Raw genomic sequence first — 13,681 nt, 5'->3', positions numbered from 1 at the left:
CAATCCCGAGGCCAAGGGCGCCGGCGACCGCACAAGATCACGCCAGGTAGTCGTGCAGCACCCGGCCGAAGGGCAGGGTGAAATCCACCACCTGATGGCGGCCACCGACGATGCGGCGCACGGGCAGGTCGGCCACGCGGCAGTTGACGTGCGGCGTCAGGTGCAGGCGCGCCGGGCCATCCCAGGCGCCGTGCACGTGGACATCGGCGAGGTTGTACCCCACCAGCTGCGCCACCTTCGGGCCACCGTCCACGTCCGGGATGAATTTCAGGTTGACGTTCAGCTTCGCGATGCCCTTGGCCACCTCATCCAGCCGGTCGGCCAGGCTGAAGTGCTTGTAGGTCATGGTGCCCATGGCCACCCGCTCCTCCCCATAATGCAGGGTGCCGGTCAGGGTGTCCTTCTGCACCTTCAGGCGGGGGATGCCGTATTTCTTGGGGAAGCCCCAGATCTCACGGCCGGCGGTGATGGGCGGCTCGTCATCCAGGTACATCTGGACCGAGAAGTTGCAGGGCTCGCCGTTCAGCTGGGCGACGATGCCGGTGCCGCTTTCCTCGTAATCGCCGAAGCCGGAGCTGTCCGGCATCTTCATCCATTCATAGAAGCACAGGTTGCCTGGCGCCGGCTCCAGCGGTTCCGGCAGGGCCTGCCGGATGGCGTCCGGGTCGCTCTCATAGGTGATGATCAGGTATTCGCGGCGGGTGAAGCGGTACGGCCCGCGCGGATAGCTGGGGCTGAACAGCGGCATGGAGGCGGCGGAAAGGATCTCGTCACGATTCATGTCGGCACTACTCCCAGGGGGATGGAGTGGCGCCGGGGCCGGTCAGCGCACCGGCACCCGGACGACGGGAACGCCAGGATGGCGGATGCATCCCGGGGAAATCATTCCCTGTCCGAGTAAACTTTGTTGCGCCGCACCCAAACCAAGCGGGGCTGGGGGCGGCGGATGGCCGCACCCGGCGCCCTTGGGAACTTAATACCCCACGGTGAAGCGGCGATTGGCGTGGACGGGGCTTTCCACCTCATCCACCAGCGCCACCGCGAAGTCCTCATAGCTGATATGGCTCTTGCCGGCGGCGTCGACCAGCAACTGGTCGTCCGCCAGTCGGAAGGTGCCGGTGCGCTCCCCCGCGTAAAAGAAGGCTGATGGCGACAGGAAGGTCCATTCCACGCCCGGCCCCTGGCGCAGGGCGTTCAGCACCTGGCGCCCGGCCTCTGCCTCGGCCTTGTAGGCGGCGGGGAAGTCCGGCGTGTCGATCAGGGCCACACCCGGCGCCACCTCCAGCGATCCGGCGCCGCCCACCACCAGCAGGCGTTTCGCCCCGGCGACCTTGATGGCGGACAGCAGGGAGGCCAGATCCAGGCCCTGGAAGCGCGTGCTGCTGATGACGGCGTCATGGCCGGCCAGCAGGGGGGCCAGCGTGCCCGCGTCGCCGGTGTCGCCGGCCTTGGCGGTCACGCCGTCCTGCGGGGGCAACTTGCGGACGTCGCGGGCGATGGCGGTGACGGCATGGCCACGGCGGCGCAACTCAGCCAGGATGCGGCTGCCAACATTGCCGGTGGCGCCGATAAGGGCGATGTTCATGGGGGATCTCCGGTCAGGGCGCTGGCGCATCGCGACGCAGCGGACTAGGTTACGGTCAGTAACCAGATGCCATTTTGGCCGCCGTCTTTGAAGAAGGCATGTTTCCGTGCCCTGGTTATCGCGGCATTACCGCCCGCCATCCCTGTGAAATGAGGGCGGGTCTGACGCTTGAGGAGACCAGCATGGATGGACGGACCCCGGCGGCATCCACCCTGGCGGAGCCCGCCGTGGCGGAACCCATCGTGGCGGAAGAGGTGGTGGCGGCCGGCTATCGCCCGGATGCGGAGGACGGCGTCTGCCCGGTGCGGGACGTGCTGGACCGGTTGGGCGACGCGTGGAGTGTCCTGGTCATTCGCCACCTGGACCGGGGGCCCGCCCGCTTCAACGCCCTGCGCCGGGCCATAGACGGCATCTCCCAGCGCATGCTGGCCCAGACCCTACGCAAGCTGGAGCGGGACGGCCTGGCCCGCCGCACGGTCTTCCCCACCACGCCGCCGCAGGTGGAATACGCCCTGACCGACCTGGGGCACAGCTTCTCCGCCCACTTGGCGCAACTGGCCCAATGGGCGGCCCTGCACCAGCCCGCCATCCGCGCCAGCCGGCGCCGGTATGACGCGGCGCAAGATGGGAACGGGGCGCTATGACGCTGCGACGTTCTGCCGCATGGTTGGGTGGCCATTAACCACATTCATGCAATGATTAACACTTTCGCCATCAATATGCTGCCGCCACGGCTTATCTCATAAGTGGTGACACACTATGCATATTCGGTTAACGCTTGCGGCGGGTCTTGCGCTCGTCGGCCTGTCCGCCTGCTCCTCGATTGTCGAGGGTACGTCCCAGGAAATCACGGTCAACACCAATCCCGCCGGCGCCAACTGCGCGTTGGAGCGTGAGGGCACGGTCATCGCCCGCATCGCCCAGACCCCGGCGGCCACGACGGTGAAGAAGACGAAGCACGACATTACCGTCCGCTGCGTCAAGGATGGCTATCAGGAAGCGACCTTCCTGGACCATTCCGGTGCCGCCGGCGCCACCGTCGGCAATATTCTGCTGGGCGGTGGCATCGGCTGGGCCATCGATAGCGCCAGCGGCGCCGACAACAAGTACGACAGTCCGGTAAACGTCACCCTGGTGCCCGTGGGCGCTCCCGCGGCGGCTCCGGCCCCTGCGGCTGCAATGCCCAAGTAAGCGGCCTATATTCAGGAAAAAGGGCGACAACCGGTGGTCGGCTGTCGCCCTTTCCTTTTCCAAACCGGCGGGATCAGCCGCCGGTCGCGGCGCGCAGTTGGTCGGCGATGGCGGCCAGGCGGTCGCCCAGTTCCTTCGTGGCGGCGCTGCTGGCCTGTTCGGTGGCACGGCTGGTTTCGACCAGGGCCTTCAGGTGGTCGGTCAGATCCAGCAGGCCGCGGATGGTGCGGTCGGCCGCCTCCATGCGGATGCGCAGGCCATCGGCCAGGGATTCCACCGTGGCCAGGTTGGGGTCGATGCGGGGTGTCAGCGCCTCGCTCAGGCTGCCGGTCAGGGCGCGCAAGGACTCGGTCGCCTCGTCCTGGCGGGCCAGCGCCCGGTTAAGGGCGTTGGTGGCGCCGCTGGCGTCGGTCGCCAGGGTGGCGGCCTCGCGCTGCAGGTCGCGCACCGCCTCCTCCACCCGAGTGCCGGCGTCGCCCAGGCCGGCGGCCAGCATGTCGGACAGGCGGCTGGCGGTGTCACCGATGCTGCCGGCGCGGTCACCCAGGGCGTGGGCGGTGGCCTCCAGCCGGGCGATGGCCTCGTCGGCCGCCGCCTTCTGGTCGGGGTCGGCGCTGCGGCGCTCCAACTCGGCCCGCATGGCCTCCGATATCTTGCCCAGGCTGTCCAGGGTGCGGGTCATCTCACCCGCGCGGAGGGCCACGCCGGCGGCGGCGCCGGCCAGGTCGCGCTGCACGTTGGCCAGGCTTTCGGCCACCGGCTCCAGGCGGGTGCTGTTGGCTTCCGCCGCCGTTTCGATCAGGCGGTTGGCCCGGTTCAGTCCATCCAGCGCGCCCGACAGGTCGCGCGTCATCCCCTCCGCCGTGCCGCGCAGCAGGTCGGCGGAGTTCTCCACCCGGCCGGTCACCCGCTCCAGCCGGTCGCCGGCGTGGGCCAGGGCGGCCTGCAGGTTGCGGTCGCTGTTGCCCACGGCCTCCGTCGCCTGGGCCAGGCTGGCCGTCGCCTCTGTGGAACTGGTGGCCAGCATCTCGCCCGAGGCCCGCAACAGCTTGACCGAGGCCAGCAGCTTGGCCTGCAGGTCGCCCATGGCGGCGTTCATGCGTTCGTTGGCCGTTTGGGCCTCGCCCGTGGCGCGGCGCAGATCGCCCTCCGTCTCCGACAGGCCGCGCACGACGCGACCCACGTCCTCGCCGGCGGTCAGCACGGTGCTGGCCACCATCTCGGCGTTGCGGCGCAAGGCCTCCACCAGGTTGTCCAGGCCACCGCCGCCGCCCCGGTCGTCGAAGGCGTGCACCTGCAGGGCCGCGCGGCCCAGCAGCTCCGTCGCCTCCTTGATCTCGCGGTTGCTGTCGCCGGCGGCCTTGGCGACGATGCCGCACAGTTCGCCCACCCGCTGCACGCTCTCGGTCAGTTCCCGCTGCGTGCCGCTCAGCAGGTCGGTCAGGTCGCGCTGCGTTTCGGACAGCAGTCCGGTCAGCTCGCGCCGGGTGTCGCTGACCAGGACCGACACCGCGCCGCCGTTGCCGGCCAGGGTGTCGCCGGCGCTGCGCAGGCGGGTGGTCAGCTGCTCGAACAGGTCGCCGGCGTTGCCGTCGAACTTCAGGCGCACGCGCCCCTCTTCAGTGACGACGGAGACGTCGGGCAGGTCGGCCACCTGGCGGCGGAAGGCCTCGATGGCGCGGGCCATGTCGCCCAGCTCATCCGGTCGGTCGGTGCCGGCGATGGGGGCACGCCAGTCGCCGCGGCCCACGCCGGCCACGCTGTCGCGCAACTGGGCCAGGGGTAGCAGCAGGCGCAGGCGGATCAGCCATAGGCAGGCGCCGACGACGGCCAGCATGGCGCCCACGGCGGCGATGCCCAGCCAGAAGCCCTGGCGGGCCGGGCCGGCCAGGACGTCGGAGGTGGTCTGCACCTCCTGCCGGCGCAATTGCGCGATGCGGTCGGCCACGGCGGCGTGCAGTGTCATCAGGGACAGGCCGGCGGCGCCGGACAGGGCCTGCGGCCTGTCGCCGGCGGCATTCACCGTCGCGCGGTAACGGTCGATCAGGCGGTGCAGGTCGCGGGCCAGGTCCGATTCGGCGGTGGTCAGACGGTTGCCTTCGAAGGCGCGGACGTTGCGGTCCGCCGTTTCCAGCGCCTGGGCGATGTCGGCCCTGGCCTGGGCGCTGCCGGTCTCCGCATAGACCGCCAGGGCGTTGAGCAGGCCGCCGTTGCCCAGCGCGCCCCGGGCCTCGTCCAGGGCGCGGGACTTGGCGGCGGCCACGGCCGGCGTCTCGTCCAGCGAGCGGTCGACGCGGCTGAACAGGGCCAGGTTATAGGTGGCGGCTGCCACCAGGGCCACGGCGGCGGCCACGGCCAGGGCGGCGATCCAGCCGCTGGCGCGGCGCAGGCTGCCGGCACCGCTCCCCCCAAGGGGGGTTCCCCGGCTGGCGCCCTGCATTGAACTGACCCCTGACTTCATACCCCCACCCACCTGTCGGCCATACGCGCCAACCCCCGACCGGGGCCTATGCCCAATGGCGCCCATGGTGTGGGAAGGCGCGGGGGCTTCGTCAATTACTTTCGGCTCGCCATTTCGCGACCATGTGCGGTGTGCATGAACGGGTTCGGGGGCCCCGGGGCGTATCAGAGCCGGGGGGGGCGCATCAGGTGGGCGTACCAGGCACGTATCACCTGCTTCAAATCGCTGTGACCGGCGTGGGGCTTGCCGCCATGACGGCCGGGGCGTAGGAAGGTTGGATCGGGCGAGAGTGGTGCGCCTGGATCCTGGGTGTGGGGGCCCGGTTGTCTCTGCGTCCTCATTGGACGCGCGGGTTTCGTATCGAGGGCCTGTATGCGTATCGTCCAGATTATCTTGTCCAAGGGATTCCGGGGGGCTGAGCGCCATGTGGCGGAACTGGCCACGGCTCAGGCGCGCCATCACGAGGTGCTGCTGATCGTTCGCGCCGATTGCGCCGACGCCAGCGGCAGCTCCATCCGCGATCAGCTGCCCCCATCGGGCGAACTGCCGGGGCTGCGGGTGGTGACGGTGGGGCCGGGGCTGATGGCGCCCGGCATCTGGGGCCATGTCCGCCGCTTCCGTCCCGACGTCATCCATGGCCACGGCAGCCGGGCCGGGCGGACGGTGGGACGGTTGCGCCCCCTGCTGCCTGGGCGCCCGGCGGTGCTGGCCACCATGCATCTGGATTACCGTCGGCGCTGGTACCAGAACCACGATGCCGTGGTCGCCACGACCGATTGGCAGGCGCAAGAGGCCAAGCTGGGCGGTTTCGAAGGGCGCATCGTCCGGGTGAACCCTTGGCTGCAGCCCCACCCGGCGCCCGATGCCGGCCGCGTCAAGGCCTTGCGCGGGGAAATGGGGGCGGAGGCGCCGGATGACGTGCTGCTGCTGGGCGTGGGGCCGCTGGTCCGGGAAAAGGGCTTCGATCTGCTGGTCAGCGCCGTGCGCGGGCTGGACCGTCCGAACCTGAAGCTTGCCATCGTCGGCGACGGGGCGGAGATGTCGGCGCTGAAGGCGCAGGCGGCGGACTGCGCCGCCATCCGCTTCCTGGGGTTCCGCGGCGACGTGAAGGATTTCTACCACGCCGCCGACCTGTTCTGTTCGCCCTCGCGCTTCGAGCCGTTCGGCCTGGTGTTCCTGGAGGCGCTGGACGCCGGCGTGCCGGTGGTGGCCTCGGCCTCCGAAGGGGCCCGCACGATTCTGCGGCCGGATGAGGTGGGGCGCCACGGCCAAGGGCTGGCCCTGGCGCCGTTGGCGGCGGCGGGCGACGCGGATGCCCTGGCGGAATCGCTGGTCGTGGCGCTGGACGCCTTGGCGCAGGCGCCCGCCGCCGGTGATCGGTTGCGCCATCGCCCGGCCCTGTCCGCCTACAGCCAGACCGCCGGGTTGGACGCGCTGGAACGGTTGTATGCCGAATTGCTGGCCGTCGCGGACACGGCCGCCGCGGTGGTGGCGCCTAAGGCTGGGGCGCCGGCGCCAGGCCACTGACCGTCAACGGCACGCCGCCGCTGCTGAGGTCCACGTCCGGCTTCTCCACATCCTCGACGCGCAGGATGGCCAGGCCCTGTGCGCCGGCGGCGCTGCGCATCTCCCCCACCTCGCGCTCACCCCAGACAACGGGGGTGCCGGGCGGGGGCAGGGCGGCGCCATCGGCGGCCACCACCCGCATCAGGCGCTTGCGGATCAGCGCGCGGTAATGGGTGCGGGCCGTCAGTTCCTGGCCCATGTAACAGCCCTTGTCGAAGGCCACGGCGGATAGGGTGTCCATGCCGTTTTCCAGGGGGATGGATTTTTCCGGCACCAGGTCGCGGCTGCCGTCCGGCACGCCCAGGGTCAGGCGGCGGCGGGCGTAGGCCTCGGTGCCATCGGCCAGCCCCACCGCGGCCGCGGCCGGCACCAGCATGCGCAGGCCCAGGCCGGCGTGGCGGGGGTCGGCGTATGCCAGGGCAGGGCCTTCGGGCGTCGGCACGGTCCAGGCGGTGCCGGGGGCGGCATGGATGTCCGCGTCCAGGACCACGGCGACGGCCCATTGGCTGCTGACGTCGGCCAGGGCCACATTGGACCGCAGCTTGTACAGGGACAGGCGCCGCAGCAGGTCGGCGGCGCGGGCGGCTTCCGTCTCGATCAGCAGGGTCTCGCCGCCGTCCTCCGCCACCCGCGCCGCCACGAACAGCTCGTGCAGGAATTTGCCCTGGGGCGTCAGGAACAGGGCGTAGATCGCCTGGGTGGGGCTGACGCGGCGGACGTCGTTGGTGATCAGGCCCTGCAGGAAGGTGCGGGCATCGGGTCCGGTCAATGCCAGGACGCCCCGGTCGATCAGCCGGCCGGCTCTGGAGGCGGGGGTGGGGGGCCAGGGGAAAGCGGCACCGGTGGTCATGGCACTGAACCTGAATAGTTTGCCCATGGAACAATTGCCCCTGGGTCCATGTGCTTTCAACAGGTAAGGGCTCGTGGGCCCCGCCGCAAGGGTCCGCCGTCACACGCGCATTGGCAAGCGTCTGATGGCGCTTGTATAAGGGGCCGTCGCCAGGATTTCGCCATGGGTCGGGGGCCGGTCTTTTGCGGGTATTGTTCATCACCTCCACCCGTCTGGGCGACGCGGTGTTGACGACCGGCCTGCTGGGCCACCTGGTGGACCAGTTTCCAGACGCGCGCTTCACCATCGCCTGCGGTCCGATCGCCGCCCCTCTGTTCCAGGCCGTTCCCCGGCTGGACCGCACCATCGCCATGCCCAAGCGGCGCCTGGCCGGCCACTGGGTGGACCTGTGGCGGCAGGTGGTGGGCCACCATTGGGACCTGGTGGTGGACCTGCGCGACAGCGCCGTGTCCTGGCTGGTGCTGGCCCGCCGCCGCGCCACCTTTCGCGGCGGTGACGACCGCCAGCCCAAGGTCGTGTCCCTCGGCCGGGTCCTGGGGCTGGATCCACCCCCCGCCCCCCGCCTGTTTCTGAACCACGCCCTGCGGGCCCAGGCGCGCGCCATGGTCGGGGCGGATGACCAGGCGCCCATCCTGGCGCTGGGGCCGGCGGCTAACTGGACGGGCAAGGAATGGCCGGCCGACCGCTTCGCCGCCCTGGCACGCCACCTGGTGGTGGGGCCCCTGGCCGGCGGGCTCGCGCCCGCCCGGGTCATGGTCCTGGCGTCGGAGGCGGAGCGGCCGCGCTGCGCCCCGGTGCTGGAGGCGCTTGCGGCTGACCTGGGCGCACACCGGCTGATCGACCTGGTTGGCCGCACCGACCCCCTGCTGGCGGGGGCCTGCCTGGAACATGCTCGGCTGTTCGTCGGCAACGACAGCGGCCTCATGCATGTGGCGGCAGCAGCCGGGACGCCCACCCTGGGGCTGTTCGGCCCCACGCCGGTCCATCTCTACGCCCCTTGGGGGCCCAGGGCCCTGGCGGTGATGGCACCGGAGGAGCCGCAGGCGGCGCTGTCGCCGGAAGCCCGCATGGCCGCCCTGACACTGGACCGGGTGGAGCGGGCGGCGGCCGACCTGCTGGCCCGGGTGGGACCTTGCCAAATGGGCGGGGGCCAGATGGGCGGGGGCCAGGTGGAAGGGCGCCAGAGGGGCGGGCAGCTGTGACCGTTTGTCGTGCCACCCCGCCAGGCCATTAAAAAGCGCTAGGATGGGCACTGTTCGCGGGTAAAAGGAAAAGCCGGGGTGGACGTCGCTCCGGAACGCGGCCGGTTGGGGCAACCAGGGCCGTCGGCAGAAACGCTGGAGTGAGATGTCGTCGACTGAGACCAAGCGTGGACCACGGACCCGTACCCCGGTCCCGCCACCGCCTCCCGTTCCAGGGGCCGCCGGTCGTGTCCGGATGCCCAAGGTTCCGTCACCGTTCAGCCTGTCCTGGATGGCGCTGTCGCTGCTGATGGTGTCGCTGCTGGGCTTCGTCTGCGCGTTGCTGCCGCTGGGAACGGCGCCGACGCTGATCATCCTGTCGGTCGTGGGCGGTATCCTCTACGGGGTGCGGGCGCGGCGGTTGCCTGTCCTGCTGACGTCCAGGGAGACGTTGCGCGGCCCCCTGTTGCCACTGGTGCTGTGTCTGCTGCTTGGCGCGGTCTCCGTGCTGTGGACGCCCGTGCGCAAGGAGGGGGCGGCTCAGCTGTTGACCTTCCTCTACACCGTCGTGCCCTTCCTGTTCTGGATCGGCACGGTACGCGAGGTGGACGAGCGCCGGCGCTGGTTGCTGATCCGCTGGACCGCCCTGGGCATGGTGGTGGGGCTTGCCATCTTCGCCATCGAGATTCTGGGCCACCAGCCCATCTACCGCCTGGAAAAGGCGCTGGAGGGCACGAAGCTGGACAACGACCGGGCCATGAATCGCCCCGCCGTGCTGTTCGCCACCCTGGCCTGGCCGGTGGGCCTGGCTCTGGCTCGCCTGGCCTGGGTGACGGGCAGGGGGGCCTTCGCCCGCCTGCCGCTGCCATCGGCCATGCCGGTCTTCCCGGCGGGCAAGTCCATGCCCTGGGCCTGGGTCCTGCCGCTGGCCTTTTTCCTGATCTCGTTGGGGGGCAGCAGCGCGTCGGCCCGGGTGGGCTTGGCCGCGGGGCTGGTGTTCTATGGCCTGGCGCGGCTGTCGGCGCCGCTGGCGCGGACGGTGCTGATCGTCGCATTGGTGGCCGGCCCGACGCTGTGCGTGCCCATTTCGCTGGGACTGCACCGGGCGGGCCTGACGGAAGAAACCCGCATGCCGTGGAGCTTCCGGCATCGGGTCGAGATCTGGGACGTGGCCGCCCGCCGCATCCTGGAAAAACCCCTGTTCGGCTGGGGGTTGGACAGCTCCCGCAACATCCCCGATGAGGGACAGGTATCGAAGTTCCACCCCGAATCCCCCATCATCCCCCTGCACCCGCACAACATCTTCCTGCAGGTTTTGCTTGAGTTGGGCGTGGTGGGCGGCGTGCTGTACACCTGGATGGCGGTCAGCCTGGCCTGGATGACGCGCCGCCTGCCGGCCTACGCCCAGGCGTCGGCCCTGGCGGCCATGGCCGCCACCATCGCGGTGGGCTGCTTCTCCTACGGCGCGTGGCAGACCTGGTGGCTGTGCGGCCTGATGCTGGCCATCGGCCTGCTGGAGCTGAACCTTCCGGCGGGCTGGTGGGCGCGGCCGGTCGCCACGGTCCAGCCGGCGCCCGTTCGTCCGATGTCTGGCCGCGCGCCGTCGACGGGGCGCCGTCCGGCCGCGCGGCGGCGGTGACGGCTTGCCCCCGCCCGCCCGGCGGGGGTAAATGGCAGCCCGATATCCGTTCCCTGAGGACACGCCCATGCCGCCCGTGAAGAAGAACCCGCTGAAGCTGAACCCGTTGCAGTTGAAGACCCTGACCCTGTTGCAGGTCCTGGCGGGGATCGAGGGTGTGGGCCAGCCGGTGGTGGAAGGCGGCGTCCTGATTGATCGCTTCCCCCATCCGCACGGCAACCATTTCCATCTGGGGCCCTACACCGTGATGTCGGCCGACGCCACCGGCCTGTCCAACCAAGCCGCCTGGGTGGCGTTGGAACGCAAGGGCCTGATCAAGTCGCAGTTTCCCAACGCTGCCATCGTGACCGAGGACGGCCTGGCCTACGATACCGGTATCCGTGGTGAGATCCTCCACGGCTCCGATCACTGAAAGCCGCCCTTTTAAAGAAAAGGGGCAGGACGGTCCGGCCGTCACGCCCCTTTTTCGTCTCACAATCGGAAACGCTCAACTGATCGCGAATAGACGGTTCCTGGCCGCGGCATATTCGGCCTTGAGCTGGGCGATCAGTTCGGCGGTGGGCAGCACCTCGCCGATGGCGCCCACACCCTGACCGGCGCCCCAGATATCCTTCCAGGCCTTCGCGCCGGAGGCGGCCGCGCCGAAGTTCATCTTGCTGCGGTCCACCTGGGGCAGGTTGTCCGGATCCATGCCGGCGGCCACGATGCTGGATTTCAGGTAGTTGCCCGCCACGCCCGTGAAGAAGGGGGTGTAGACGATGTCGGACGCGCTGGCGTCCACGATGGCCTGCTTGTAGCCGGCGGCGGCGTTGGCCTCTGTCGTGGCGATGAAGCGGGTGCCCATGTATGCCAGGTCGGCGCCCATGGCCTGGGCCGCCAGGATGGCGTCGCCGGTGGCGATGGCGCCCGACAGGATGATGGGGCCGTCATAGAAGCGGCGGACCTCCCCCACCAGGGCGAAGGGGCTGAGCGCTCCGGCATGCCCGCCCGCTCCAGACGCCACCAGGATCAGCCCGTCCACCCCGGCCTCCAGCGCCTTTTCGGCATGGCGCAGGCTGATGACGTCGTGGAACACCAGACCGCCATAGCTGTGGACATGGGGGACGATGTCGCCAGGCGCCCGCAGCGAAGTGATGATGATGGGCACCTTGTGCCGCACACACACTTCCATGTCATGTTCCAGCCGGTCATTGGACTGGTGGATGATCTGGTTCACGGCATAGGGCGCGATCTTGGCGTCCGGGCTGGTGGCGCGGGCGTCGGCCAGCGTCGTCTCGATCCGTGTCAGCCATTCCTCCAGCGCTTCCTTCGGCCGGGCGTTCAAGGCGGGGAAGGAGCCGACGATGCCGCCCAGGCACTGGGCGATGACCAGATCGGGGTTGGACACGATGAACATGGGCGAGGCGATGACCGGCAGCGCCAGGTTCTGGGCAAGGACGGGCGGCAAGCTCATGGAACGGCGTCTCCCCTGTATTTTTTCGGACGGCCGTTGGCGGCCGATACCGCCTCAATGCCATGGGGTCCGAGGGCCGTCAATGCGGGGGAGAAGGGCTGTTTCCGGCGCGGAACCGACGGCGGTGGCGAAAGTCCAGGCGCAGTCCACTGCCGGTCGTCCGGCCGGCGCGCCAAAAATTTTCCACCAAAATTTCCGACAAGAAAACGGCGGGGACCGGGATCAGCCGGTCCCCGCCAGTAGCCTCAGGCGGGAGGGGAAACATTGGGGGAAGAGGCTTGAGGGAGAAGTAACGGATCAGGGGTAGTTGCGCGGCACCGGCGCCGGGGGTGGCGCCATGGTGCTGGAACCGGGCGGGGCGACGCTGCCGATCAGGTTGTTGTCCGCATCGTAAACGGCGCCGCCGCCGGTGGGATAGAACACCACCTGGCCGGCGGTACGGCCGCGGTCGTCGATCATGCGATAGCTATGGCTCAGGTCCACCCGCTCGGACCGGGGGGAGCCGCAGGCGGCTAGGGTGGTCAGGGCGGCAAGGGCCAGCAGGCCGCGGGCCAGGAAACGGTGGCGATTACTTTCCATGATTTTCTCCGGTCGGCATGGGTCTGGCGAGTGTGCCCAAGTCTTATTCTCGGATCAGGAAATGGGATGGCAAATGTCCAATCACAGGTGGAACGCTAGCATGGACCATAACACCTGTCATGAAGCAGTCCGACGTAGGCGGAAAGGCGGGTGAATTCTGCCGCTCTGCTTTGGTCAGGCGGAATGGGGTGTCTGAGTATTCTGGCACCACCGTCCGATCTACGCGGTTCGGTTTAGGGAAATCTTCTCCATAAGGGCTAGAAAAGGCGGGGGGACAACAGGTCCTCCAGCCCGATGCGGCGCAGCAGTTCCGCCCGCACGCGATCGGCCACGCCGTTCACCACTTCCGCCCCGTCCTGCGACGGGTCGACGTGGGTGCGGAAGGGTCGCTTGCCATGGGGCAGGGCCACCACCCGCACGATGGCCTCCGCCACGCTGGCGGCGTCGGCGTCCGGTGGTTCCAATGCCGCCAAGCCCTCCAGCGCCCGGGTGGGCACACCGGCGTAAGGCCCCTCGTCGTACTCCGCAGCACGGGCCGTGTCGGCCGGTGATCCCGAATGGGCGAAGTGGTTGGTGCCCTTGGTGAACGCACCCGGGACGATGATGGTGGTCTCGATGCCCCACCGGGTCAGTTCGCTGGCGTAGCTGACGGCCAGGCTGTCCATGGCGGCCTTGGCGGCGAAATAGGGCGCCAGATACGGTGGCGTGCCACCCCGGGTGCTGCTGCTGGACACCCACACCAGCAGGCCTTTGCCCTGGCGGCGCAGGTGGGGCAGGGCCGCCCGGTTCACCCGCTGGGTGCTCAGCACGTTGATGTCGAACAGTTGGGCGTACTGTTCCGGCGTGAAGGCTTCCGCCGGGCCGAAAGACATGTGGCCGGCGTTGTGGACGATGGCATCCAGGCGCCCTTGCTCTTCCACCACACGGGCTATGGCGGTCGCCACCGAGGCGTCCGACTGCACGTCCATGTCGGCCGTGCGCAAATCGACACCGTGTTCCGCTGCGTAGACTACGGCCTGCTCCACCTGGGGGGCGTTGCGGCCCTGGGTGTCGCGCATGGTGGCGTAGACGGTGTGGCCGGCCTGGGCCAGGGCGCGGGCGGTTAGGGCGCCGAAACCGCTGGAGGCGCCGGTGATGACGATGACCTGTTTCATGATCATTCCCCTTCCATCCGCC

General features: G+C 69.6%; 13 protein-coding genes. 6 read left to right on the top strand and 7 right to left on the bottom strand.

All coding sequences use genetic code 11. The features are described 5' to 3' along the window. Nucleotides 1–37 precede the first annotated feature (37 nt). Nucleotides 38–781, bottom strand: a complete 744-nt coding sequence (locus I55_RS13150; protein WP_044561013.1) for an acetoacetate decarboxylase — start codon at nucleotides 779–781, stop codon at nucleotides 38–40. A gap of 192 nt (nucleotides 782–973) precedes the next feature. Beyond that, a complete protein-coding gene (locus I55_RS13145) occupies nucleotides 974–1,585 on the bottom strand; it encodes an NAD(P)-dependent oxidoreductase (protein ID WP_044561012.1) in 612 nt (203 codons plus the stop codon). Nucleotides 1,586–1,767: 182 nt separating this feature from the next. Between I55_RS13145 and I55_RS13140 the strand changes: the two genes are divergently transcribed. Next, nucleotides 1,768–2,229: a helix-turn-helix domain-containing protein gene (locus I55_RS13140; RefSeq protein WP_083901076.1), complete on the top strand. Its 462-nt coding sequence runs from the start codon at nucleotides 1,768–1,770 to the stop codon at nucleotides 2,227–2,229. 115 nt (nucleotides 2,230–2,344) lie between these two features. After that, nucleotides 2,345–2,776: a hypothetical protein gene (locus I55_RS13135; RefSeq protein WP_148293700.1), complete on the top strand. Its 432-nt coding sequence runs from the start codon at nucleotides 2,345–2,347 to the stop codon at nucleotides 2,774–2,776. Nucleotides 2,777–2,849: 73 nt separating this feature from the next. Here the strand turns inward: I55_RS13135 and I55_RS35390 are convergent, their stop codons facing one another. Then, nucleotides 2,850–5,216, bottom strand: a complete 2,367-nt coding sequence (locus tag I55_RS35390) for a HAMP domain-containing protein (protein ID WP_044561010.1) — start codon at nucleotides 5,214–5,216, stop codon at nucleotides 2,850–2,852. Between the two features lie 414 nt (nucleotides 5,217–5,630). Between I55_RS35390 and I55_RS35880 the strand changes: the two genes are divergently transcribed. Continuing rightward, nucleotides 5,631–6,764: a glycosyltransferase family 4 protein gene (locus I55_RS35880; protein ID WP_159107187.1), complete on the top strand. Its 1,134-nt coding sequence runs from the start codon at nucleotides 5,631–5,633 to the stop codon at nucleotides 6,762–6,764. Here I55_RS35880 and I55_RS13120 read toward each other — a convergent pair. Beyond that, nucleotides 6,733–7,653: a folate-binding protein YgfZ gene (locus I55_RS13120; protein WP_044561050.1), complete on the bottom strand. Its 921-nt coding sequence runs from the start codon at nucleotides 7,651–7,653 to the stop codon at nucleotides 6,733–6,735. The genes I55_RS35880 and I55_RS13120 overlap by 32 nt on opposite strands. Before the next feature lie 182 nt (nucleotides 7,654–7,835). On the opposite strand from I55_RS13120, the gene I55_RS13115 reads away from it, so the two are divergent. The 3 genes from I55_RS13115 to I55_RS13105 all read left to right on the top strand — a co-directional run bounded on the left by I55_RS13115 (nucleotide 7,836) and on the right by I55_RS13105 (nucleotide 10,885). Further along, complete coding sequence (locus tag I55_RS13115; protein ID WP_044561009.1) at nucleotides 7,836–8,855, top strand: glycosyltransferase family 9 protein; 1,020 nt, start codon at nucleotides 7,836–7,838, stop codon at nucleotides 8,853–8,855. Nucleotides 8,856–9,090: 235 nt separating this feature from the next. Further along, nucleotides 9,091–10,473: an O-antigen ligase gene (locus I55_RS13110; RefSeq protein ID WP_044561008.1), complete on the top strand. Its 1,383-nt coding sequence runs from the start codon at nucleotides 9,091–9,093 to the stop codon at nucleotides 10,471–10,473. A gap of 67 nt (nucleotides 10,474–10,540) precedes the next feature. Next, the gene (locus tag I55_RS13105; RefSeq protein ID WP_044561007.1) at nucleotides 10,541–10,885 is read left to right on the top strand and encodes a hypothetical protein; all 345 of its coding nucleotides are present in this window, start codon (nucleotides 10,541–10,543) and stop codon (nucleotides 10,883–10,885) included. A 75-nt stretch (nucleotides 10,886–10,960) separates the two neighbouring features. On the opposite strand, the gene I55_RS13100 is transcribed toward I55_RS13105, so the two are convergent. The 3 genes from I55_RS13100 to I55_RS13090 all read right to left on the bottom strand — a co-directional run bounded on the left by I55_RS13100 (nucleotide 10,961) and on the right by I55_RS13090 (nucleotide 13,665). Beyond that, entirely contained in the window at nucleotides 10,961–11,926 is a 966-nt protein-coding gene (locus I55_RS13100) for a nitronate monooxygenase family protein (RefSeq protein ID WP_044561006.1), read from the bottom strand. Nucleotides 11,927–12,223: 297 nt separating this feature from the next. After that, complete coding sequence (locus tag I55_RS13095) at nucleotides 12,224–12,505, bottom strand: hypothetical protein (RefSeq protein ID WP_044561005.1); 282 nt, start codon at nucleotides 12,503–12,505, stop codon at nucleotides 12,224–12,226. Nucleotides 12,506–12,762: 257 nt separating this feature from the next. Beyond that, nucleotides 12,763–13,665, bottom strand: a complete 903-nt coding sequence (locus I55_RS13090; RefSeq protein ID WP_252181126.1) for an SDR family oxidoreductase — start codon at nucleotides 13,663–13,665, stop codon at nucleotides 12,763–12,765. Nucleotides 13,666–13,681 lie beyond the last annotated feature (16 nt).

Source organism: Azospirillum sp. B4 (assembly GCF_000333275.1).
GTDB lineage: Bacteria > Pseudomonadota > Alphaproteobacteria > Azospirillales > Azospirillaceae > Nitrospirillum.
Note: the sequence above shows the minus strand (reverse complement) of the source record. Positions and strands in the feature narration are given on the sequence as shown.

Excerpts from the sequence above, each read along its gene's own strand:
- I55_RS13145 (WP_044561012.1), bottom strand. The coding sequence starts at position 1,585 with ATGAACATCGCCCTTATCGGCGCCACCGGCAATGTTGGCAGCCGCATC.
- I55_RS13120 (WP_044561050.1), bottom strand. The coding sequence starts at position 7,653 with ATGACCACCGGTGCCGCTTTCCCCTGGCCCCCCACCCCCGCCTCCAGA.
- I55_RS13140 (WP_083901076.1), top strand. The coding sequence starts at position 1,768 with ATGGATGGACGGACCCCGGCGGCATCCACCCTGGCGGAGCCCGCCGTG.
- I55_RS13150 (WP_044561013.1), bottom strand. The coding sequence starts at position 781 with ATGAATCGTGACGAGATCCTTTCCGCCGCCTCCATGCCGCTGTTCAGC.
- I55_RS13100 (WP_044561006.1), bottom strand. The coding sequence starts at position 11,926 with ATGAGCTTGCCGCCCGTCCTTGCCCAGAACCTGGCGCTGCCGGTCATC.
- I55_RS13105 (WP_044561007.1), top strand. The coding sequence starts at position 10,541 with ATGCCGCCCGTGAAGAAGAACCCGCTGAAGCTGAACCCGTTGCAGTTG.
- I55_RS13135 (WP_148293700.1), top strand. The coding sequence starts at position 2,345 with ATGCATATTCGGTTAACGCTTGCGGCGGGTCTTGCGCTCGTCGGCCTG.
- I55_RS13095 (WP_044561005.1), bottom strand. The coding sequence starts at position 12,505 with ATGGAAAGTAATCGCCACCGTTTCCTGGCCCGCGGCCTGCTGGCCCTT.
- I55_RS35390 (WP_044561010.1), bottom strand. The coding sequence starts at position 5,216 with ATGCAGGGCGCCAGCCGGGGAACCCCCCTTGGGGGGAGCGGTGCCGGC.
- I55_RS13110 (WP_044561008.1), top strand. The coding sequence starts at position 9,091 with ATGCCCAAGGTTCCGTCACCGTTCAGCCTGTCCTGGATGGCGCTGTCG.
- I55_RS13090 (WP_252181126.1), bottom strand. The coding sequence starts at position 13,665 with ATGATCATGAAACAGGTCATCGTCATCACCGGCGCCTCCAGCGGTTTC.